Here is a 21,572-nt window from a genome sequence, read left to right as displayed (position 1 = left end):
GCCAAAAAGCCCCCTAGGCGGAGGTTGTTTCGGGGCGAAGCGGCTTAAGCGTGAAGTCGTCAAACAGGGATTTGCTCTCAATCATGGCGTTGATCTGGCCTATCACCTTAAAGAGCGTATCCAGTTGCGCCTGCGGAATTTTCTCTCGCACTTTCTGATTGAAGTGTCGCACCGTTTGGCGCGAGATTTCCTTGCCCCGCAAGCCCTCTTCCGTCAGAAAGATGCGCACTGAGCGCTTGTCTTGCGTGTCAGCTTGTTTGTAGATGAGGCCGCGCTCTTCCATGCTGCGCAGAATGCGCGTAAGGCTGCGCGTCTCCAACCCCAGCAGGGGGGCAATTTTGGTGGCGGGGGTGCCATTTTCCTGATCAATATTCAGGAGCACGAAACCGATGCTGGTCGTGATGTCGTGCTTGGCAGCCTGCGTATTATACATGCGCGAAATGGCATGCCAGCAGACTTTTACGTTATAATCGACGGTTTCTTCGGGTTTCATGGGGGCAAGCATGTCCGGTAAACATACAAAGAATATGTTAGGCTTGCATACTACTTTACTATAAAAAAGTTTAGCGCCTTAGCCATACTCTCTTTTCCTTACTGCAGCTTATTATACGAAAACGGCCCCGCCGTGGGGCGGGGCCGTTTTGCTAGCGAAGAGCGTTTTGGTGATACAAGCTCTCGATTAAGTCGCGGTTGTTTTCGGTGATTGCCTTACGCTTGACTTTCATCGTAGGAGTCATCTCGCCAGTTTCCACAGTCCAGAGATGATCCATTATGCAGATTTTTTTAACCTGCTCCCACTGCGCGAAGCCTTTGTTGTAGTCTTTTACCAGTGCCTCATACATATCTACAATCTTGGGATCCTTTACAATCTCTTCATTGGAGGTAAAGGGCACCTGGTGGCGCTTGCACCAGTTCTTGAGCTCATCAAAGGATGGTACCACCAGCGCCGACGGAAATTTCTGGTCAGCGCCTACCACCATCGCCTGCTCAATCAGCGGCGACTCCTTGAGCTTGTTCTCAATAACCTGTGGGGCGATGTATTTGCCCCCCGAGGTCTTAAACATCTCCTTTTTACGATCCGTGATTTTGAGGAAACGGCCATTTACGAACTCCCCAATGTCACCGGTATGGAACCAGCCATCTTCGTCGATTACTTCTTTGGTTAGTTCAGGCTTATTGTAGTAGCCTTTCATGACAGAAGCAGATTTGGTCAGAATCTCGCCATCCGGGGCGATTTTGACCTCCGTATTTTCAATCACGGGGCCTACGGCGCCGATGTAGTTATTCTCCGGCTCGAAGCCGCTAACGGCAATAACAGGGGAAGTTTCAGTAAGGCCATAGCCTTCCATCACCGGAATGCCCGCCGCCCAGAACACGCGGGCCAGCCGCGGCTGTAGCGCGCCGCCACCTGACACAATACACTTCAAATTGCCCCCCAACGCTTCCCGCCACTTGTTGAAGATCAACTTATTAGCCAGTGCTAGTTGGGTGTTGTAAAAGAAGCCCTGGTTTTTCTGGGTATCAAACTTTAACCCCAGATCCAGCGCCCAGAAGAAGAGGTTTTTCTTCACACCTTCCAGATCGTGACCCTTGGCGACAATCTTATCATACACCTTCTCCAGCAGGCGCGGCACGGTGGTGAAGATCTGCGGCTTGACCTCACGCAGGTTGTCGGCAATTACTTCCATGCTCTCGGCGTAGTAAATGCTCACGCCATTAATCATGTACAGATACGTCACCATGCGCTCAAAAATGTGGCAGAGCGGCAGGAAGCTAAGGGCTATATCGTCTTTATTGACGGGTACCGAAGGCTGCGAATGGCGACAGTTGCTGAGCAAGTTATCGTGGCTGAGCATCACCCCTTTCGGGTTACCGGTAGTGCCAGAGGTGTAGATGATGGTGAGCAGGTCATCGGGCTGCACGCTAGCTTTTATCGGGTCCAAATCGGCGGCGTTGCCTTTCTTACCCATGGCCAGCAATTCGTCGAAGTTCCGAGCGCCTTCAATTTTATCAAACGTGAAAATGTGCTGTACTTCGGGCAAAGCGGCAGTAGCCTCTTTTACCTTGGCGTACAGGTTTTTATCTGACACAAACACGGCCTTTACACCGGCATCGGTGAAGATGTATTTATAGTCTTCAACCGTAATGCTGGGGTACATAGGCACGCTTACGGCACCAAGTTGGGAAATACCAAAGTCGGCCAACATCCACTCCGGACGATTCATGGAGATGATGGCCACCTTATCGTCCTTTCCAATTCCCAACTGCCGCAACCCTAAGCTTACCTGATTGGCAGCCTCACTTACCTGCTGAGTGCTCATCTTTTGCCATTCGCCATTGACTTTGGCGGTCAGACAATCCGACTTCGGATACTTTGCAAGCTGGTTAGGCAGAACATCAAACGCGCGCCGAACTTCCATTTATTAAGAGCAAAAGGGTGGGAAATACTGGTTAAATAAATGGATTTTTTCGCGGAAAGCCAACTACCTCCGTACGATTGCGCTGCTGGGGGGCAAATGTGGTGGATGGCTGACTCGATTTGCGTAATTTCGCCGGCCTGCCTTGCTTTTTGCCCGATGAATCTGGCTATCTTCTTTGATCCGCTCCCTGAGGAGCTTGTACCTCCATTTATTGCCCCTACCACACTTGGGGCGCACCTCACCTGCTTTCTGGATACATTTCCGGATTGGCGGGATGCTGATATGGCCATCATTGGCCTGAACGAGTGGCGTGGTAGTGCCGCCGGCTCGCCTGACTTACACGGGGCCAACATTGTGCGCCACCGCTTTTACCAATTGCAAAAAGGTACTGCGCCACTCCGGCTCGTAGACTTGGGCAATCTTCGGCCCGGCTTAACTCTGGAAGACACCTATCGGCGCCTCTGCGAGATAGTCTCGATGCTCTTGGAACAAAAGACAGTGCCCATTCTGCTCGGGGGCAGCCACGATCTGGACTATGGGCAATTTCTGGCCTATGAAACCCTTGATCGGGCCGTCAGCTTTGCTACCGTAGATGCCCGCGTGGATATGGCAGAGCACGATTCGGCTGCCGCCGAAGATTCACACTTGCGGCGCATGTTGATGCACGAGCCCAGCTTTTTGTTCAACTTCGCCCAACTGGCACACCAACAGTATTTGGCTACGCCGGAAGTATTGGCAGCCTTGGAAAAACTACACTTCGAAACATTGCGCCTAGGGGCCGTGCGGACTGATGTACGCCAAGCCGAGCCGCTATTGCGGCAGGCCGACTTTGTAAGCTTTGACGTGGCGGCGCTACGCTGGCAAGATGCGCCGGCTTATTCGCCAGCCAACCCCTTCGGCCTAACTAGTGAGGAAGCGGCCCAGTTAGCTTGGTACGCTGGCCACAACGACCAGCTCAGCAGCTTTGGTCTCTATGGCTACCGCCCCGACTACGACCAGCACGGGTTAGGCGCGGCTACCTTGGCCACTATGCTGTGGTACTTCGTGGAAGGCTTTTATCATCGGCGCGGCGAGACTGATTTCCAAAGTACCCGCTTTAAGCGTTACGCAGTAGGGCTTCCCGGTACGCCAGCCAAGCTGGTTTTTTACAAAGCTAAGCGCACCGAAAAATGGTGGCTGGAGGTGGAAAGCCTGGCAGATAGCGCTATTAAGCGGGTTGTTCCCTGTAGCTACGAAGACTACGTCTATGCCGCGCAGGGCGACTTGCCCAACCGCTGGATTCTAACTCAGGCTCTGTTAGGCTAACCTGCTTTGGTGGCTGATTGAGGCCGAATTTTTTAGAAGCTTCTTCATTTTTAAATGGATAACCCTTTATCGTCGGCACCAAAAAACGAGGATCAATCATTAAAACTCGACACTTTACCTGAATACACGGTGTCGCAGTTGGCTTTGCGCAATGGGCAGGACCGGGATGAAATTTGGGTTAGCTACCAAGGGCTGATTTATGATGTCGGCCGGTCGCGGCTCTGGACGCGTGGCAACCATTATGGGCACTGGGCCGGCCAAGACCTTACTGCTGAGCTGCACCGCGACGCACCTCACACAGCTCATGTTTTCGATAAATTTCAGGTGATTGGCCGGCTAAAATTGCCCCCCAGCCCCGCCTCTGCCAACCAGACCGGCCGGTAACCGTAAGCGCCGTCATCCCACCCACCTATTCCGACCTTTGCTATGAACTCCACCGAAAGCTCCTCCCTTTTTAACGACCTCGAAACTTTATCCACGCACGATTTGCTGGCAGGCATGAACAGCGTCGATCAAACGGTGCCGCTGACCGTTGCCAAGTCGTTGCCCCAGATTGAGGCCTTAGTAGAGGCTACAGTGGCCTGCATGCAGCGTGGGGGGCGTTTATTTTACATAGGTGCAGGTACAAGCGGGCGACTGGGCATTCTGGATGCTTCGGAGTGTCCGCCTACGTTTGGTGTGCCGCAGGGGATGGTTATCGGCATCATTGCCGGCGGCGATACAGCTATTCGCCAGGCAGTAGAGAATGCGGAAGACGACGCTGAGCAAGCCTGGAAAGATTTGCAGCAGCATAGCATCAACCAGAACGATATGCTGGTGGGCATTGCTGCTTCGGGCCGCACACCGTATGTTATCGGAGGCTTGGAGCAGGCGCGGCGTCAGGGTATTGCCACGGGATGTATTGTTTGCAATGCGGGCTCCTTGGTAGCCGCCGCCGCTGAATTTCCGGTAGAAGTCGTGACGGGGCCGGAGTTCGTAACCGGCAGCACGCGCCTTAAAGCTGGTACGGCGCAGAAGCTGGTCCTCAACATGCTCACTACGGCTACCATGATTCGGCTGGGCCGGGTGAAAGGCAACAAAATGGTGGATATGCAGCTCAGCAACTACAAACTGGTAGACCGCGGTGAACGGATGCTGATGGATGAGCTCGGCATTGAACAGGCTGAGGCTGCGACGCTACTCAAACAGCATGGCTCGGTGCGCGCAGCTATGGCAGCTCATGCCAGTCAGTAAAAACTAGAAGTGCCGGGCACTAACTTATAGCCGACGGATATTTTTGGCGATGCATGGAACAGAACGTTCTGTGGCACGTTTCTACCAAAAAACATCCGTCTTCCCGTGCATACCATTGAGCCGCATTATAATTGGATTGAGCAGTACTCGGCCTCCGAAGACCCCCGCTCGCCCCTCTTCGAGGCCGAAAACAGCCTTGATTCCTTCACGAACACGATCTACGGCTACTATATTCACCCTCAGTGGGATAGCTTAGAATCGGATACCTTATTTCTCAAAATCCTCTTCGTTGATTATGAGCAAGGTATTGGTGTAATCGAGTTTATAGGTGAGTGGAATGATGCCATTGAGAACGACGTGATGCAGCTCAAGCGCAACATTATCGACTTGATGGTGCATGAGGGCATTCGCAAATTCATTCTGATTGGTGAAAACGTGTTCAATTTCCATGGCTCCGATGACTCCTATTACGAGGAATGGTTTGAAGACGTGGAAGATGGCTGGATTGCCGGCGTCAATTTTCAGGAGCACGTACTGCGCGAAATGCGCCAATATAACATCGATAATTACGTAAACTTCGGGGGTCAGCTCGATGAGCTGCCTTGGCGCACCTACGAGCCGCGTCGTCTGTTTGAAGTGGTGGACAGCATGTTGCAACGCCGACTCAATTGAGAAAAGTATAATCAATAAAAAAGCCCCCCGGAGCAAGTCCGGGGGGCTTTTTGTGCTTTCGCACCACCTGAATTAGTTGGTGGTGGTAGCAGCAGGAGTAGTAGTAGAAGGAGTTGCGTCAGCAGCATCTTCCATAGCATCAGACGTGTTCTCAGCAGCGTCGCGGGTCGAGTCAGCAGCCTCTTCCATAGCGTCAGCCTTTACTTCGCCAGCCTCTTCTACATTCTCAGCAGCATTCTCTTGAGCGTTTTCAGTCTTCGTGTCGCAAGAAGCGAAAGTGAACGAAGCAGCAGCGAGGGCGAGGAACAATACTTTTTTCATGATCAGGGTAAATTTGAGAGGGGGTTGAAAAATCAGTTTTAGGGTGAATCTCACGTCATGCCGCGAGCGAATTAACAGGAGATTCGAAGCTTTATACCCCAATCAGCAATAGGTAACCCGACAGGACCAAGAATTTTATTAATTATTCACAGATAACCGTGTTTTCCATCCATGTATCTCAGTAAAAAGCCCCCAGATCTACTCTGGGGGCTTTTTACTGAGATAAGTCAACCAAATAAAAGTACTAATTGCTTATCTCTTATTTGTCAGAATATCTCTATTCGGTTGAATAAGTACTTACTTCTTGCGGAAAATAATACCGATTGGTACACCTGTAAAGTCGAAATGCTCGCGCAGACGATTTTCGAGGTAACGGCTGTAGCTGTCCTTTACATACTGCGGCAGGTTGCAGAAAAAAGCAAAAACCGGGTTGTGCGTGGGTAATTGGGTTACATATTTGATGCGCACCATCTTACCCTTCACCGACGGCGGCTGATGCGCTTCAATCTCCCGCAGCATAACCTCGTTCAGCTGGGAAGTAGGCACCTTCTTGGTCTTGTTGTTATACACCTGCACGGCCGTTTCAATGGCTTTGTGCACGCGCTGCTTGGTCAGCACCGACGTAAAAATGATTGGCGGATAGCTGATAGGAGCAATTTTCTCCCGAATTTGATCCTCAAACTCTTTTACTGTATTCGTCTGCTTATCCTCAATCAAGTCCCACTTGTTGACCACAATCACAATACCCTTACGGTTGCGGTCAGCCAAGCCGATGATGTTTACATCCTGCGCCTCAATACCACGAGTGGCATCGAGCATCACGATGCACACGTCCGATTCTTCCATGGCCCGAATAGAGCGCAACACGGAGTAGAACTCAATGTCTTCGTGCACCTTATTTTTACGGCGCAAACCGGCCGTATCTACCAAGATAAAGTCATTGCCGAAGGCGTTGTAACGCGTCTGGATAGCGTCGCGGGTGGTGCCGGCAATATCCGTTACGATAGTGCGCTCTTCACCGAGCAGCAGGTTGAACAAGCTGGATTTGCCCACGTTAGGGCGTCCCAGAACTGCAATTTTCGGCAAACCGGAATCAGGCTCTTCTTCCCATGGGTCATCGAAATGACTAACCACAGCATCTAGCAAATCACCGGTGCCGGAGCCGTTTTGGCTGGAAATGGTGAAGATATCACCGTCGCCTACGCCTAAGGCATAAAACTCACCGGCCGCGTGTGCCCGCGCGTTTGTATCCGCCTTATTAGCAACCAGATAGATCGGCTTTTTGCCCTGATAACGACGCAAAACGTTGGCAAACTCTTCGTCTAAGCCGTGCAAGCCAGCATCAACGTCGACCATAAACAGGACCACATCGGCCTCATCAATGGCGAGCTTTACCTGCTTGCGGATTTCTTCTTCGAATACGTCGTCGGAGCCGTGCACGTAACCGCCCGTGTCGATAACGGTGTAGTACTTACCGGTCCAGTCGCCGTAGCCGTAGTGCCGGTCGCGGGTTACGCCGCTTTCGTTGTCCATGATGGCCTTACGCTGGCCAACTAAGCGGTTAAAAAGCGTGGATTTGCCCACGTTGGGCCGCCCCACAATAGCGATGGTATTCTTCATGATACGATGCCCCAGCCGCCAGTCCGACCTACGTCTGGCAGTGCCCGGGGATATTAAGTGAAAGATGGTCGGACTTGAGGTAGAGGCAGGGAATGTGAAGCCTGCCCTCTTTATTTAGTTATTGATAGCCAAACCGGCTCAACGCTTTCGGGTCGGTGCGCCAGTTCTCGTTGACTTTTACGTGCGTTTCTAAGAATACCTGTTTGCCGAAGAACTTCTCCATTTCTTCCCGCGCCCAAGTGCCTACTTTTTTCAGCGCCTCGCCTTTGTGGCCGATGATAATGCCTTTCTGACTAGCCCGCTCCACGTATATAGTGGCTCGGATGCGAATGATTTTCTCATCTTCCTTGAACTCCTCCACGCCAACTTCGCAGCTGTAAGGGACTTCTTTTTTGTAGAGCTTAAAGATCTTTTCCCGAATCATTTCGGCGGCAAAAAACCGCTCCGGCTTATCCGTTAGTTCATCTTTGGGATAATATGGCGGATGCTCAGGTAAGCGCTCCAAGACCAGTTCCAGAACACGCTCGGTGCCCAAAGCATTCAATGCCGATATAGCTAGCACTTCGGCGGCATTGGGGAGTTGCTCGCGCCAGTAGGCCAGTTTGGCTTCTACCTCCGCCTGCTCGGCTTGGTCAATCTTATTAACCAAAACGATAACTGGCGTTTCGGCCCGGCGCAGGCGCTCTACTACCGGCTCTTCGTCGTGCTTTTCGTAGATATCGGTCACAAACAGAATCACGTCGGCATCTTCCAAAGAAGAATACACGAAGCTCATCATGGCATTGTGCAGCTCATATTTGGGCTGAATAATGCCGGGCGTATCCGAATAGACGAGCTGAAAGTCGTCGCCGTTCAGAATGCCCATGATACGATGGCGCGTAGTCTGGGCTTTGCTGGTAATAATGCTGAGCCGCTCGCCAACGAGCACGTTCATAAGCGTAGACTTGCCCACGTTGGGCTTGCCAATAATACTTACAAAGCCGGCGCGGTGCGGTTTGGGTTCGGGATTCACGAGGATGCTGCTGAAAATGAGGCTGCAAAGGTACGGCTTTCAGACGAGTGAACCGTGGTGCCCAATAAGTTAGGTATCTGAAGCAGCATGCAAGACTTTTAGTTCGCCTATCTGTTCCTACTTTACGCATTCCTAGTTAGCGCAAACCATTGGTGCTCTACCTTTGTATTGCGTCCGACGTTCTGTACTGTTTATGCCTGAAAATGCCCCCCAGCGCCGTATCGGCGTTCTACTCGTCAATCTTGGTACGCCCGACTCGCCCCAAACCAGCGACGTGCGCCGCTACCTCAACGAATTTCTTACCGATGGCCGCGTAGTAGATATGCCGGCCGCTGTGCGCTACCCCTTGTTTCAGGGATTGGTAGTGCCGCTGCGAGCCCCCAAATCGGCCAAAATATACCAGCAGCTCTGGACCGATCGGGGCTCTCCCCTCCTCTTCCACGGGCTCGATTTGCAGAAACTGGTGCAAGAGCAGTTAGGCTCCCAATATGTGGTAGCCTTCGGGATGCGCTATCAGAACCCGAGCATCGAAAAAGCGCTGGAAGAATTGCGGGAGGCCGCCGTCGACCGCATTATTGTGCTGCCGCTGTTTCCGCAGTACGCTTCGGCCAGTACGGGCTCCGTGCAGCAGAAGGTGATGGACATCGTGCGCAAGTGGTGGATAGTGCCCAGCATCAGCTTCATCAGCTCCTTTGCTGATGACCAAGGTTTTATCGACACCATTGTGGCTTTAGGAAAAGCCGAGATGGAGAAGCGCGACTACGACCACGTAGTGTTCAGCTACCACGGCATTCCGGAGCGGCACGTGCTCAAAGGCAGCTTCAACGGGTATTGCCAGCTAGGCAAATGCTGCAATACGTACAACAAGAACAACCGCTACTGCTACCGCGCCCAGTGTTTTGCCACGTCGCGCTTGGTGGCAAAAGGCTTGGGATTAAGTCCAGATCAATATACGGTGGCCTTCCAAAGCCGCTTGCAGAGCCGCCTCCGTGACCCGTGGCTGCAGCCGTACACGGATGAGATTCTGAAGCCGCTGCCCGCAAAAGGCTTCAAGAACGTACTGGCTTTCAGTCCCGCTTTCGTTGCTGACTGCCTCGAAACGACCATCGAAGTTGGGGAAGAATTTAAGGAGCTATTTGAAGAAGCCGGCGGCGAGCATTGGCAGTTAGTACCGTCTCTGAATACGCATCCGCTTTGGGTAAATGCCGTGACGGAGATGATTCGTCAGAATTAGTTAGCTGTCTTACAGAAACAAATAACCTCTATGCCTGACTAGCCAGTCACTGTTCGGGCATAGAGGTTTTTTAGCGCCTCTCAATAACCTGCAACGTGGCGTTTAGTGTACTATTAGGTATGAATGTGTTGACACTGGCTATTTCCTGGGAGCAGATATGGGAAGTGATCAGCAGTGCCCAGACATTCTATCTTTTCGTGGCTATTGGGTTTGCCGCCCAGCTCATCGACGGGTTGCTAGGCATGGGCTACGGCGTGGTCACGGCTATTAGCCTGATGTCGTTGAATATGTCGCCGGCAACGGTGAGCGCGAGCATTCATACGGCGGAGATGTTTGCCAGTGGCGCTTCCGGCTACAGTCATTACCGACTTGGCAACGTCAATCGGCGCCTATTTAGGGCGTTGCTGGTGCCGGGTGTGCTGGGGGCTGTAAGCGGGGCCTTTCTGCTTTCTTATTTTGGTGAGCATTTCTCCGCCTGGGTAAAGCCTACCCTAGCAGTATATCTGTTACTGCTAGGATTGCGCATTCTGCGACAGGCTTTTCAGCAGCCGGGGCCTTCTCGCCCCGTAAAGCATATTGGTTGGCTGGCCGGTGCGGGGGGCTTTTTAGACTCGTTCGGTGGCGGCGGCTGGGGACCGTTGGTTACCAGCACGTTGCTTATGCGAGGCCGCGCCCCCCAATATGTTATCGGTTCTGTCAGCCTCACCGAGTTTTTTGTCACCTTCTCCAGCGCGCTCACCTTTTTTGCCACCATAGGCTTTTCGCACTGGCAGGTAGTGTTGGGCCTAATCGTGGGAGGCCTAGCAGCGGCTCCTTTGGCGGCGCGCCTGGCCGGAAATCTACCCGTTCGTTGGATGTTTGCGGGCGTGGGCCTGATGGTTATTGTCTGGAGCCTTTGGACTATCTATAGAGCCTTGAGTTAATCAGTGCTTATTCCATAAAAAAAGCCCCCCATGATCAACTAGATAATATTTCCGTTCTGGTCACGACGGCGAAAAGCGTTTAACTCGGCAGGCCGACGATTCTGATAGAAGCGCTGCTCATCGTAGGAAGGTTGATTATAGAAAGTCTCAGAACCAGTTTCGGGTAACGGCAGCTTCAGGGCCCGCAACATCGCCTCTTCGTAGTCGCGGCTGATTTGAATCTCGGAATAAGGCGGATATTCCAATACCGATTCCATCGTCAGGGCCGGGACAAACACGTTATCCCCCTCTTCGTCTAAGGCAGCTACGCCAATGGGCAGCAGAATATGACGCTCGTTCTTGTTGATGCGCAAGTTGCTACTTAGCTCAATGTCGAGGTAGCGCACTTTCAGCGCGTCTTCTTCCACTATCAGCTCTGCTACTTCGCCAAATTTCTGTCCGTCGGCGCCGCGCACGCTCCAGCCGCGTACATCGGGGCTACTATCTGCTACTTCAAAATCGGTCAGGTCGCGCAGACGGCGTAGGTGCATACCCTCGGCAGGTGGAATAGGGCCAGAAGTTGGTTCCATGAGTAAAGCAATAAAAGGCAGATAGGTGAGCAGCTATTTCCGAGAAAAGCCGGTATTATTTCATGGATGAAATCAGACGGCAGGCTTGCTTAATGTGCTAACTACATCGGCGGCCCGCACCAGAAACTCCCGTACCGCGGGCACTTCCGCCTCTGTAATCTGATTGGGCAACTCGTCAGCTCGTTGTACCAGCTCAGCCACAGGGCGAGCTAAAGCAGGATAAGCTTTTTGCTGCATTGCCTGCATTAAAGCGGCTGCCGCCACCAACCCCGGTCGTATGCTAGCTTGGGGGTTCTCGCTCAAGCGACTAGTGGCACTGGTAAGGTCGTTGCGTTTTTCGGTTATGTTATTATCGCGCAAGTCGTTGCGGTCAGCTAGATCGACGAGCGTAGCCGTGAGCAGTTGGAGCCCACGCCGTCCATAATCGGGAGTATCATCTTCATCGGCCGCAAATCGGGCCAATTCCTCAGCCGAAGCCGGCGTTTCTTCGGCAGCCATGTCCGTAACGGCTTGCGTGCCGCCATCGGCGGGCGGGGGCGTAGCGCGTGCTTGTGCCTCCGCATTGGTATCGGCTGGGGCAATGGCGCCTGTTGCGGGCGGCGCAGTAGCGGCGGGCTCCGAATCAGCGCGAAGTAAAAAGTAGGCTCCTACTGCCAACGCTGCCAGCACTAGCAAAATCAGTAGCCACGGACTGAACGAGTTTTTTTTGCGTTGGATATTTATTTCTGCCATAAGTCAGGTTAAAGCAAGTATGTGGAATGCAGTACGGACGGCAGCCAAAATAGGTACTGAATGCGGCTGACAGCTATGAGCATTCAAGCTACCAGTATATATTAACACCTTGGAATACATAACTCTAACGCACCTCATTTAATATTACCACGGAAGTAAAAAAGCCCCCCAGACTAGTCTGGGGGGCTTTTTTACTTCCGTGGTAAGCGACAAGTTTAAGCAGGCACTTTCCGATACATCTTAGCCAACTGCTCAACGGCAAATTTGACTTCTTCCGCCGTATTGTACTTACTCATCGAGAAACGGATGGCGCCCCGCTTGGGGTCGCAGTTTAGGGCGCTCAGCACGTGTGAACCCGCATTGGCGCCGCTCGTACACGCTGACCCTCCGGATACCGACACCCGATTAATGTCGAGATTAAAGAGCAGCATCTCGTTTATATCTGAGGGGGGCAGGCTAACGTTTAGTACCGTGTACAAGCTCTGATCAGCTTCGGCGGAAGTACCATTAAACTGCACATCCTCGATTTCTGCCCGCAAAGACGTTATAAATAAGTCTTTCAAGCTTTGAATATGGCGCTGATGGTCCGCCATATCCCGATAGGCAATTTCCAGTGCCTTGGCTAGTCCTACAATGCCGTACACATTCTCAGTGCCAGCTCGCACGTTGCGCTCTTGGGAGCCGCCGTGGATCAAGGGAGTAACCTGCGTACCGGAGCGGGTATACAGAAATCCTACTCCTTTTGGGCCGTGAAATTTATGCGCCGAACCGACCAGAAAGTGCGTTTTGAGTTGCTGCACATCGTGGCGATAATGACCCATGGTCTGCACCGTATCCGTATGAAAAATAGCGTTATGCTGCAGACATAGCTCGGCAATAGATTCTACGTCGTTGAGATTACCGATCTCGTTATTGGCATGCATCAGACTAACGAAAGAGCGCGGATGTGCCGCCAATAGCTCAGCTAAATGCGCCAAGTCTAGGCGGCCACGCTCATCGTGCCGTACGTAACTCAACTCTATATCACCGCCTTTTTCCAGCGCCTGCAATGTATGCAGCACGGCATGGTGCTCTAGGGGCGAAGTAATAGCATGGCGCAGCCCCAGTGTACGAACACTTCCGAAAGCAGCATAATTATCAGCCTCAGTACCACCCGACGTAAAGGAAATCTCCGCGGGCGCCGCATTTATCAGATGCGCGATGGTCTTGCGCGCATTCTCGATAGCAGCCCTTACCTGTCGCCCATGCCCATGAATGCTGCTTGGGTTGCCGAAGTGGTTTTGCAGAAAGGGCATCATAGCCTCCAGCACCTCAGGGTCGAGGGAGGTGGTAGCGGCATTATCGAAATAAACGGCTTGCTGAGTCATAGGCACCGATAAATAGCACAGGGAAATGAGTACATGGAGTTGAGCTAGACAGCCAGCACAGAAACACCATTCCGTATCCAGCTATCTTATCAAATCTATGCTTTAGTGGAGAGAATCTCTTTGATGTCTCCGATGATCTTGTTAGCCAGATGATCGGCGGTAGCATTCGACTCCGACTCGGCGTAAATGCGGATAATGGGCTCCGTATTGGACTTGCGCAGATGCACCCACTCTTTATCAAACTCTATTTTAACGCCGTCGATGGTATTGATGGGCTGCTTCGAGTAGCGCTGCTGCACCTGCTCCAAAATCTTGTCGGTGTTGATGTCGGGCGTTAGCTCGATTTTATTTTTCGAGATGTGATAATTCGGATAGGACGCCCGTAAGCGCGTCATCGTCAACCCAGATTTTGCCAAGTGAGTCAGAAATAAAGCAATTCCCACTAGCGCGTCGCGGCCGTAGTGCAGCTCGGGGAAAATGATTCCCCCGTTACCCTCGCCACCAATAATAGCGTTGGTTTGCTTCATCATATTTACCACGTTCACCTCGCCAACGGCAGCAGCGGCATAATTGCCCCCCAGTCGTTCCGTCACGTCGCGCAGGGCACGGGTGCTGCTCAGATTGCTAACGGTATTGCCGCCACCGTTCTGCTTGAGCACATAATCAGCTACGGCCACTAAGGTGTACTCTTCGCCGAACATTTCGCCGTTTTCGCTTACCAGCGCCAAGCGGTCTACATCAGGGTCTACTACGATACCGAGGTCGTAGCTACCTTTCTCGAGCACTCGCGCAATATCCCGCAAGTTTTCGGGCAAGGGCTCTGGATTGTGGGCAAAGTCGCCAGTAGGCTCGCAGTGCAGCTTCTCGATTGTTGAGACGCCCAGAGCTTCCAACAAGAGTGGCACGGCTAGTCCGCCACTGGAGTTTACGCAATCAATTACCACCCGGAATTTTTTCGCCCGGATGGCCTCTACATCTACCAAAGGCAAAGCCAGTACGGCCTTCACGTGCTTTTTAAGGAAGCTTGAATCCGTGCTGTATTGGCCCAGCTTGTTTACCGGCGCAAAATTAAATTGCTCGGCATCGGCCAAGGCTAATACTTGCTGACCATCTTGGTCAGAAATAAACTCACCTTTATTATTGAGCAGCTTCAGCGCATTCCACTGCTTAGGGTTATGGGAAGCAGTCAGAATGATACCGCCACCGGCTTTCTTGGCGGGTACGGCCAGCTCTACAGTAGGCGTAGTGCTCAGGCCCAAATCTATTACATGGACGCCTAATCCCTGCAAGGTCGCGGCGACTAGTTTGCTCACCATTTCGCCCGAAATGCGGGCATCACGGCCAATAATGATGGTGTTGTTCTGCGTGGTATTCAGTACCCATGTTCCGAAAGCGGCAGCATATTTTACTACGTCGATGGGCGTAAGGCCCTCTCCCGCTGCGCCCCCAATGGTGCCCCGAATACCCGAAATTGATTTTATTAGTGCCACAAGCAATGGTTATTTTAAGACGCAAAAGTAGACAAACGCGCTGCTTTCTCTATGAAAGTAGTTTTAGGGTCATGACAATTTTTAGTCCTTAAATCATTTCCTATCGTTGATAATCGAGTGCTTTTGCCTGCAGAAATATTACTGTATGCTGAAAGTGAGCGTATATTTGATTTAATGGAAAATTCTTCCCCTTCTCGTCGTTCCGAGCAAATAGCTGCTTTTAGCCGTCTACTGGATGTGCTTGATCGGCTACGCGCTGAGTGCCCCTGGGACCGTAAGCAGACTATGCAAAGCTTACGACACCTCACTATTGAAGAAACCTATGAGCTTTCTGATGCTATTCTGCGCGATGACTTAGCAGATGTGCAAAAGGAACTCGGAGATGTATTTCTGCATTTGGCCTTTTATTCAAAAATAGCGTCCGAAAGTGGCCGTTTTGATATTGCTGACGTCCTTAACGCCCAATGCGATAAACTAATTTTTCGTCATCCGCATATTTATGGCGATACGCAAGTGGCGGATGAGGAGGAGGTGAAGCGCAACTGGGAGCAACTAAAGCTGAAAGAAAAAGGAAACACCTCCGTGCTGGGCGGAGTACCCGTATCACTGCCCGCGCTGGTGAAGGCTATGCGCATCCAAGAAAAAGCCCGCGGGGCAGGTTTTGATTGGGAAGAGCCAGCACAAGTCTGGGAGAAAGTACAAGAAGAATTAGGTGAGTTCGGAGCTGAATTTGCCCCCCAGAACGCTGAATCTATTGATTCGGAGCGGGCGGCAAGCGAGTTTGGCGACTTATTATTTTCGCTGGTAAATTTTGCTCGCTTTGCCGGAATTAACCCTGAAGAAGCACTAGAACGTACTAACCGTAAGTTTATTCAGCGCTTTCAATACCTTGAAACAGAAGCCGCCCGCGACGGGCATCAGCTCACCGATTTAACCCTGGCAGAGATGGATACGTACTGGGAAAGGGCCAAAAAACTGCCTGCTTCAGCTACGTCTGAACAGGGTGAAAAATAGCTTTTTTTTAAGTCGCACACCGTTTTAAACCGTTTAAACCCATATTTCATTTGGCGGCACGCTGGTTTTTATTTAGGTTTGCCATGCATAGACCTTCTGAGAAACTAGGCTCCGCACACGAGCAGACCCATATTTTATTCCCATTATTGGGGGGCAAATATGAGGGTGAGCGGAGCCGCTGCTGTCTTTAGGCTATTCTTTTTTCACCAAATACCCCATTCATTTTCTCCTTACCTCTTCAACCTTTCACTACCAACCCCCTAATCCTCCGGCACAATGGAACAGAAGAATGCCATGAACAAAAACGTGCGGCCTGCCGCCGCTACCGCTGCTCCTAAGGACGACGCGAAAGGCGGATCAGCGTTCGCCGCCATCGTAATTCCGTTGGCACTTATAGTCTCGATTATTATCTACATGTTCGTTTTTGGCAATGGTGCCAACTTCCAGGGCGGTAATAATGAGAACAACCCAATCGAAGGTAACTACCTCGGCATCGTGTATAAAGGAGGCTTTATCGTGCCTATCCTGCTCACCTTGTTCTTGCTCGTTATCACCTTCTCGATTGAGCGTTACCTGACTATAAGTAAGGCTAAGGGTACCAAGAGCATCGAGAGCTTCGTTCGTTCAATTCGTCAGAAATTGAATGTAAACGACATCACCGGTGCACTAGCTGTTTGCGACCAGCAAAAGGGCTCGGTAGCCAACGTTGTTAAAGCTGGTTTGCTGAAGTACCAGGAGATGTCGCGTGAGCGTGGCATGGACAAAGACCAGAAGATCCTGTCAATCCAGAAAGAGATCGAAGAATCTACTGCTTTGGAATTGCCTATGCTGGAAAAGAACCTGGTTATTATCTCAACCATCGCTTCTATCGCTACACTGGTAGGTCTGTTGGGTACGGTTGCTGGTATGATCAAGGCCTTCTCGGCTCTGGCACAAGCTGGTAACCCCGATGCTACAGCACTTGCAAACGGTATTTCGGAAGCACTGATCAACACGGCTCTGGGTATCCTTGGCTCGGCGCTGGCTATCATTGCCTACAACTACTTTACAAGCAAAATTGACGAGCTGACGTACAGCATCGACGAAGCTGGCTTCAGCATTATTCAGACGTTTGCCGCTCAGCACGGCGAAAAGGAAACTTACACGGCATAAGTTGCGGTTAACGCACTAAAGCCTAGGGTTCCTACGTTTCTGAATTCAAACTAACAAAGCCAGAAATGCCTAAAGTAAAGCCCCATAGAACGTCCCCCTCGTTGGATATGACCCCGATGGTGGACTTGGCATTCCTGCTGGTGACATTCTTTATGCTCACCACCAAGTTTGCCCCGAGGAAGTGGTTATGGTGGACACACCATCTTCTACCTCAGACCTTAAGTTGCCCGATACCAACCTTATCACGCTTTCGGTTGATAAAGACGGCAAAACCTATTTTGCACTGGACAGTGAGCCTGCAAAAATCTTGATGCTGGAAAAAGTGGGTGCCAAATATGGTATCTCCTTTACACCCCAGCAAAAGAAGCGCTTTGGCCAAATGACCAGTTTTGGTGTACCTATTCAGCAGCTTGGCTCCCTCCTCGACCGTAGCAAGGAAGAGATTAAGGCCGTTAAGCAGCCGGGGATTCCAACTGACTCTACGAACAATCAAATCATTGATTGGGTGATACAGGGAAGAGCTGCTAACCAACAACTCTTCAAAAAGCCGGTTTACATCGCCATCAAAGGCGATAATAACGCGGATGTACCGACGGTTCGCAAACTTATCAAGTACATGCAGGATAAGGATATCAATCGCTTCAACCTGATTACTGACTTGGAGATGAAGCCCAAGGCATTAGTCGGAAACTAACCTTCCGTAGCGAAATGTCAGAAATACAACAACAAGCCGACTCCGGAGGGAAAGGCGGGAAGAAGCGGGCCAAGAAAATGTCGACCAAAATCGACATGACACCCATGGTTGACTTGGCCTTTCTTCTTCTTACCTTCTTCATGCTCACGACTACGTTCAATAAGCCGAACGTAATGCAGGTGACGATGCCGGTAAAGCCTAAGGATGGAGATCCACCATCCGAGATCAAATCATCGAATGCGATGACGGTAATCTTGGGGGAAACCAACAAAGTGTATTACTACGAAGGTCTATTGGCCGACGATGTAAAGCCTGAGTTGAAGGTCACCAATTACGGCGCTACTGGTATTCGTAAGGTGTTGCTCGATCGTATGCGTGCCAATCCTCAAACTGTAGTACTGATTAAGCCCGCGCGGAAATCGGTTTACAAGAACATGGTTGACATTCTGGACGAGATGAACATCACAAACCAGAAGAAATACGCACTGGTGGATATTTCACCAGCTGATACTGTACTTATAACCAAGTCAGGGCTATGATGGATAATGCGCAATTGGCCCGTGCTTCCTTCGACGATATCGTCTTTGAAGGTCGCAACAAGGCCTACGGAGCGTTTGTGCTCCGCCGCTTGTATAGCAAGCACTTAACCCGCGCTCTTCTTATTGGTATCGCCATCTTCGCAGTTCTCGTAAGCTTCCCCATTATTGCTCGCATGTTTGAGGGCAGTAAAGCAGAGGAAGATGCTAAGAACTTAAAGGTGAACGAGTTGATGGAAGCGCCACCACTGGATAAAGCAGTGCCGCCACCGCCACCGCCGCCACCACCAGAGGCGCCACCACCGCCACCGCCCAAGCTCTCCACGATTAAGTTTACTCCTCCTGTCATCAAGAAAGACGAGGAAGTAGTAAAGGAGGAAGAAATTCCGGATCAGGATGAGTTGAAGGATAAGGTGGTTGCTACCGAAACCGTGAAAGGTAACACCGATGAGGTGGACCTAAGTGGTTTGGAAGGTGAAGGCGACGCAGCAGTAGCTGAAGTAGTAGACACGAAAGTGTATACCTACGTAGAGCAAATGCCGCAATTTCCTGGTGGTAATGATGCTATTGTTGGTGCCATTCAAAAGGCCATCAAATACCCAGCATTGGCACTACGCAACCAAGTAGAGGGCAAGGTTTTCGTAAACTTTACCGTAAACCCACAAGGTGAGGTAACGGATGTGAAAATTACCAAAGGCATTGGGGCCGGCTGCGACGAAGAAACTGTTCGCGCTGTGAAGACTCTGCCTAGGTTCGCTCCTGGTAAGCAGAATGGCCGTGCAGTAAGCGTATCATTTACTGTTCCAGTAACCTTCGCTATCAAGTAAGTCTCTTGCTTTTCGAAGCTCAAAACCTCAAGCAACCGCTGTGTTGCTTGGGGTTTTTATTTGCATAAATATTTTTGTCGGCATGCATACTAGTTGAAATATATAGAGCGTTGAGAGTTTGAAAGCCGAAGCGGAAGCAGATGAGAAGTAGATAGTACAAGGCTTGGGTAATAGCGTGTTGCGGCCTCCTTTCACCTTTAAGCCTATACAACCCATGAAAACCCTCAATCTGCTCACCGCCACCCTCGACGATATCGTCTTCGATGGCCGCAACCAAGCGTATGGCGCCTATCTACTGCGTCGGCTGTACAATCGGCACCTAGCTACGGCGCTGGCTGCTACGTTAGCACTCTGCCTAGTGCTACTAAGCATCCCTATACTGGTGCAGCGCCTCTCTCCAGCAATTGCAGACGTGGCATTGCCAGCCGATCCTGGAATTATCAAGCTTGAGCCTATCATTTTGCCCCCACTGATCTTGTCAAACCTCAGCCAATTACTCCGCCGGCAACGCGGGCAGTAGTAACAAGGATTAATCTGCCTAAAGCGATGCCGCAAGTAGTGGCAGACAATGCGGTCACGGAGCCACCGTCAACACAAAATACAACTAGCGATATTACGCCCGCCGACGCTGTTGTCGGCCCTGTAGCTATTCCGGGCAATGATACTGGCGTGATTACCGATCTGCCAAGTATAGGTGCTGACTCAGGCAAGACGGCAGCAGGCGCCATAACGAAGCCCTTCCTAACTGCCGAAGTGATGCCTGAGTTTGCGGGCGGTCCGGAAGCGTTACGGCGCTATATGCAACGCAACTTGCGCTTTCCAAGTCAAGCGGCGAGCGCTGCCATATCGGGACGGGTGTACGTTTCCTTTACGGTGAACCCTGATGGCAACATATCCGATGTATCGGTGATTAAGGGACTGGGCTACGGGACAGATGAAGAAGCAGTACGGGTAATAAGTAAAATGCCCCCCTGGTCGCCTGGTCGCCAAAACAACCACGCCGTTCCAGTGCGTTACACAATGCCTATAACCTTCCAGTATCAGTAAACTAACTTTGCCAGTAAGGATTGCAGCTTCTTACTGAATAGAATATCCAGGGCGCAAAACCATGTGCCCTGGATTTTTTGTGTCCGCTTAGCCTTAAAATATGCTATATGATATATATTTTGGGCTGGGCAGCGAACAATCTACCTACATTTATACGTTAAGGCACTAACTGCATACTTTTCCCGTTAGATCACGCCTATGTTGAATCGCCAAACAACGGATGAACGCTTGGGGAAGCGCGGCGCTCACAATGTAATGCGCTACTTTTCGCTGTTCATGGCCTTAGCTTATATTAGCTTGGGCATTTTCCTTTGGTTTGCCTCGCCTGAGGCTTTTTCGTTGTCGCCGGCCGTACAACGCACGCTGGGGGGCATTTTTGTCCTCTACGGAATTATTAGATTTGTCCGCACCTATCAGCAACATTTCAAGAAATCCAATGACACTTCTGCACGCTAACTGGCGAGCAGCCGGCGCTTTGCTTCTGCTCTCCGGCTTACTCAGTACAGGTTGCAATCAAGGAAATCCTGCTGACAGAGACACGCCAACTAGTGGTCGTCTCAACATCAGTGTGGATGAAACGTTTGAGCCCATCGTGCGGTCACAGGTCGATACTTTTCAGAAGCTTTACCAATCAGCTACTGTTACGGCAGCTTATAAGCCTGAAGAGGCCGTTATGCAGGACTTGATGACGGATAAGGTCCGTGCTGTAATTGTGTCGCGGCAATTGACTGAAGCCGAAAGAGCCAATTTCAAAAAGCAGACGATCACGCCGCGCATAACCAAGATTGCTACGGATGGCTTGGCGATTATCGTGCACCCGAGCAATCCTGACTCGCTGCTCACGCTGGCTCAACTGCGAGCTATTTTTACTGGTCAGACGGCGAAGTGGACGCAGGTAAGCGGCAAGAAAGGGCTAGGCGACATTAACGTCGTGTTTGATGCTAACCGCTCCAGCACCACCCGTTATGTACAGGATTCAGTAACCCAGGGAACGCCTTTAACAAAGCGCGTGTTCGCGGCAAAATCGAACCCTGAACTGCTTGATTACGTTGCTACGCATCCCGACGCAATCGGCGTGGTGGGAGCCAACTGGATAAGTGACCGTGACGACTCGTCTGTGCAGAGCTTTCTGCGCAAGGTGCGGGTAGTGGGCATAAGTGCCCTCGACAACCCAAAAACACCTGACGATTACGTGCAGCCCTATCAGGCTTATTTGGCCCTCAAGACGTATCCTTTGCGCCGCGAACTGTATGTTATCAACCGTGAGGCCCGGACGGGCCTCGGCAGTGGATTTGCTTCGTTTGTGGCTGGCACCAAAGGCCAGTTGATTATTCTGAAGTCGGGACTGATGCCGGCCACCGGCCAAACACGCATCGTGACCACTTCAACTAAGTAAACTTTAAA

Annotated in this window: 25 protein-coding genes; 16 read left to right on the top strand and 9 right to left on the bottom strand. The window is 51.3% G+C overall.

Annotated elements, in window-relative coordinates; all coding sequences use genetic code 11:
- Positions 1-13: 13 nt before the first annotated feature.
- Positions 14-493, bottom strand: a complete 480-nt coding sequence (locus G7064_RS13990) for a MarR family winged helix-turn-helix transcriptional regulator (protein ID WP_133274200.1) — start codon at positions 491-493, stop codon at positions 14-16.
- Between the two features lie 151 nt (positions 494-644).
- Complete coding sequence (locus G7064_RS13985) at positions 645-2,420, bottom strand: AMP-dependent synthetase/ligase (RefSeq protein ID WP_166074065.1); 1,776 nt, start codon at positions 2,418-2,420, stop codon at positions 645-647.
- Between the two features lie 156 nt (positions 2,421-2,576).
- On the opposite strand from G7064_RS13985, the gene G7064_RS13980 reads away from it, so the two are divergent.
- The 4 genes from G7064_RS13980 (at position 2,577) to G7064_RS13965 (ending at position 5,630) form a co-directional block, all read left to right on the top strand.
- Positions 2,577-3,725, top strand: a complete 1,149-nt coding sequence (locus G7064_RS13980) for a formimidoylglutamase (RefSeq protein WP_166074064.1) — start codon at positions 2,577-2,579, stop codon at positions 3,723-3,725.
- A gap of 54 nt (positions 3,726-3,779) precedes the next feature.
- A complete protein-coding gene (locus tag G7064_RS13975) occupies positions 3,780-4,109 on the top strand; it encodes a cytochrome b5 domain-containing protein (protein WP_166074063.1) in 330 nt (109 codons plus the stop codon).
- Between the two features lie 42 nt (positions 4,110-4,151).
- Positions 4,152-4,958: an N-acetylmuramic acid 6-phosphate etherase gene (gene murQ / locus G7064_RS13970; protein ID WP_133274204.1), complete on the top strand. Its 807-nt coding sequence runs from the start codon at positions 4,152-4,154 to the stop codon at positions 4,956-4,958.
- 105 nt (positions 4,959-5,063) lie between these two features.
- Entirely contained in the window at positions 5,064-5,630 is a 567-nt protein-coding gene (locus tag G7064_RS13965; protein WP_133274205.1) for a hypothetical protein, read from the top strand.
- Between the two features lie 72 nt (positions 5,631-5,702).
- Here the strand turns inward: G7064_RS13965 and G7064_RS13960 are convergent, their stop codons facing one another.
- From G7064_RS13960 to era, 3 genes are all read right to left on the bottom strand, one after another.
- Complete coding sequence (locus G7064_RS13960; RefSeq protein WP_133274206.1) at positions 5,703-5,951, bottom strand: YtxH domain-containing protein; 249 nt, start codon at positions 5,949-5,951, stop codon at positions 5,703-5,705.
- Positions 5,952-6,248: 297 nt separating this feature from the next.
- Positions 6,249-7,571 carry a ribosome biogenesis GTPase Der gene (der, locus tag G7064_RS13955; protein WP_166074062.1) on the bottom strand — a complete coding sequence of 441 codons (1,323 nt, stop codon included), beginning with the start codon at positions 7,569-7,571 and terminating at the stop codon, positions 6,249-6,251.
- A 118-nt stretch (positions 7,572-7,689) separates the two neighbouring features.
- A complete protein-coding gene (gene era, locus G7064_RS13950) occupies positions 7,690-8,583 on the bottom strand; it encodes a GTPase Era (protein ID WP_166074061.1) in 894 nt (297 codons plus the stop codon).
- A 193-nt stretch (positions 8,584-8,776) separates the two neighbouring features.
- Between era and hemH the strand changes: the two genes are divergently transcribed.
- Both hemH and G7064_RS13940 read left to right on the top strand, forming a co-directional pair.
- A complete protein-coding gene (gene hemH / locus G7064_RS13945) occupies positions 8,777-9,817 on the top strand; it encodes a ferrochelatase (protein WP_133274209.1) in 1,041 nt (346 codons plus the stop codon).
- A 119-nt stretch (positions 9,818-9,936) separates the two neighbouring features.
- Positions 9,937-10,740 (top strand): sulfite exporter TauE/SafE family protein, encoded by an 804-nt coding sequence (locus G7064_RS13940; protein ID WP_166074060.1) that lies wholly within the window; start codon positions 9,937-9,939, stop codon positions 10,738-10,740.
- A 38-nt stretch (positions 10,741-10,778) separates the two neighbouring features.
- On the opposite strand, the gene G7064_RS13935 is transcribed toward G7064_RS13940, so the two are convergent.
- The 4 genes from G7064_RS13935 to glmM form a co-directional block, all read right to left on the bottom strand.
- Positions 10,779-11,309 carry a PRC-barrel domain-containing protein gene (locus tag G7064_RS13935; RefSeq protein ID WP_166074059.1) on the bottom strand — a complete coding sequence of 177 codons (531 nt, stop codon included), beginning with the start codon at positions 11,307-11,309 and terminating at the stop codon, positions 10,779-10,781.
- A 72-nt stretch (positions 11,310-11,381) separates the two neighbouring features.
- On the bottom strand, positions 11,382-12,041 hold the full coding sequence (locus tag G7064_RS13930; RefSeq protein ID WP_166074058.1) for a hypothetical protein: 660 nt from the start codon (positions 12,039-12,041) through the stop codon (positions 11,382-11,384).
- A 215-nt stretch (positions 12,042-12,256) separates the two neighbouring features.
- Positions 12,257-13,408, bottom strand: coding sequence for a cysteine desulfurase family protein (locus G7064_RS13925; RefSeq protein ID WP_166074057.1), 1,152 nt, complete (start codon positions 13,406-13,408; stop codon positions 12,257-12,259).
- A 95-nt stretch (positions 13,409-13,503) separates the two neighbouring features.
- Positions 13,504-14,898: a phosphoglucosamine mutase gene (gene glmM, locus G7064_RS13920; RefSeq protein WP_166074056.1), complete on the bottom strand. Its 1,395-nt coding sequence runs from the start codon at positions 14,896-14,898 to the stop codon at positions 13,504-13,506.
- 174 nt (positions 14,899-15,072) lie between these two features.
- On the opposite strand from glmM, the gene mazG reads away from it, so the two are divergent.
- The 10 genes from mazG (at position 15,073) to G7064_RS13875 (ending at position 21,564) form a co-directional block, all read left to right on the top strand.
- Positions 15,073-15,912, top strand: coding sequence for a nucleoside triphosphate pyrophosphohydrolase (gene mazG / locus G7064_RS13915; RefSeq protein WP_166075141.1), 840 nt, complete (start codon positions 15,073-15,075; stop codon positions 15,910-15,912).
- A 276-nt stretch (positions 15,913-16,188) separates the two neighbouring features.
- Positions 16,189-17,064 (top strand): MotA/TolQ/ExbB proton channel family protein, encoded by an 876-nt coding sequence (locus G7064_RS13910; protein WP_240731509.1) that lies wholly within the window; start codon positions 16,189-16,191, stop codon positions 17,062-17,064.
- Positions 17,065-17,129: 65 nt separating this feature from the next.
- Positions 17,130-17,375: an ExbD/TolR family protein gene (locus G7064_RS22445; RefSeq protein ID WP_317172769.1), complete on the top strand. Its 246-nt coding sequence runs from the start codon at positions 17,130-17,132 to the stop codon at positions 17,373-17,375.
- Positions 17,288-17,758, top strand: a complete 471-nt coding sequence (locus tag G7064_RS13905) for a biopolymer transporter ExbD (protein WP_240935501.1) — start codon at positions 17,288-17,290, stop codon at positions 17,756-17,758. The genes G7064_RS22445 and G7064_RS13905 overlap by 88 nt, the downstream gene beginning before the upstream one ends.
- Before the next feature lie 14 nt (positions 17,759-17,772).
- Positions 17,773-18,297 carry an ExbD/TolR family protein gene (locus G7064_RS13900; protein WP_166074055.1) on the top strand — a complete coding sequence of 175 codons (525 nt, stop codon included), beginning with the start codon at positions 17,773-17,775 and terminating at the stop codon, positions 18,295-18,297.
- Positions 18,294-19,121, top strand: a complete 828-nt coding sequence (locus tag G7064_RS13895) for an energy transducer TonB (protein WP_240731510.1) — start codon at positions 18,294-18,296, stop codon at positions 19,119-19,121. Before G7064_RS13900 ends, G7064_RS13895 begins: the two co-directional genes overlap by 4 nt.
- A 214-nt stretch (positions 19,122-19,335) precedes the next feature.
- Complete coding sequence (locus tag G7064_RS13890) at positions 19,336-19,641, top strand: hypothetical protein (RefSeq protein ID WP_166074054.1); 306 nt, start codon at positions 19,336-19,338, stop codon at positions 19,639-19,641.
- 26 nt (positions 19,642-19,667) lie between these two features.
- The gene (locus G7064_RS13885; protein WP_166074052.1) at positions 19,668-20,168 is read left to right on the top strand and encodes an energy transducer TonB; all 501 of its coding nucleotides are present in this window, start codon (positions 19,668-19,670) and stop codon (positions 20,166-20,168) included.
- Positions 20,169-20,366: 198 nt separating this feature from the next.
- Entirely contained in the window at positions 20,367-20,624 is a 258-nt protein-coding gene (locus G7064_RS13880) for a hypothetical protein (protein WP_133274218.1), read from the top strand.
- The gene (locus G7064_RS13875; protein ID WP_166074051.1) at positions 20,605-21,564 is read left to right on the top strand and encodes a PstS family phosphate ABC transporter substrate-binding protein; all 960 of its coding nucleotides are present in this window, start codon (positions 20,605-20,607) and stop codon (positions 21,562-21,564) included. Before G7064_RS13880 ends, G7064_RS13875 begins: the two co-directional genes overlap by 20 nt.
- Positions 21,565-21,572: the final 8 nt, after the last annotated feature.

Origin of the sequence: Hymenobacter sp. HDW8, from assembly GCF_011305775.1 — a bacterium.
GTDB lineage: Bacteria > Bacteroidota > Bacteroidia > Cytophagales > Hymenobacteraceae > Hymenobacter > Hymenobacter radiodurans.
Note: the sequence above shows the minus strand (reverse complement) of the source record. Positions and strands in the feature narration are given on the sequence as shown.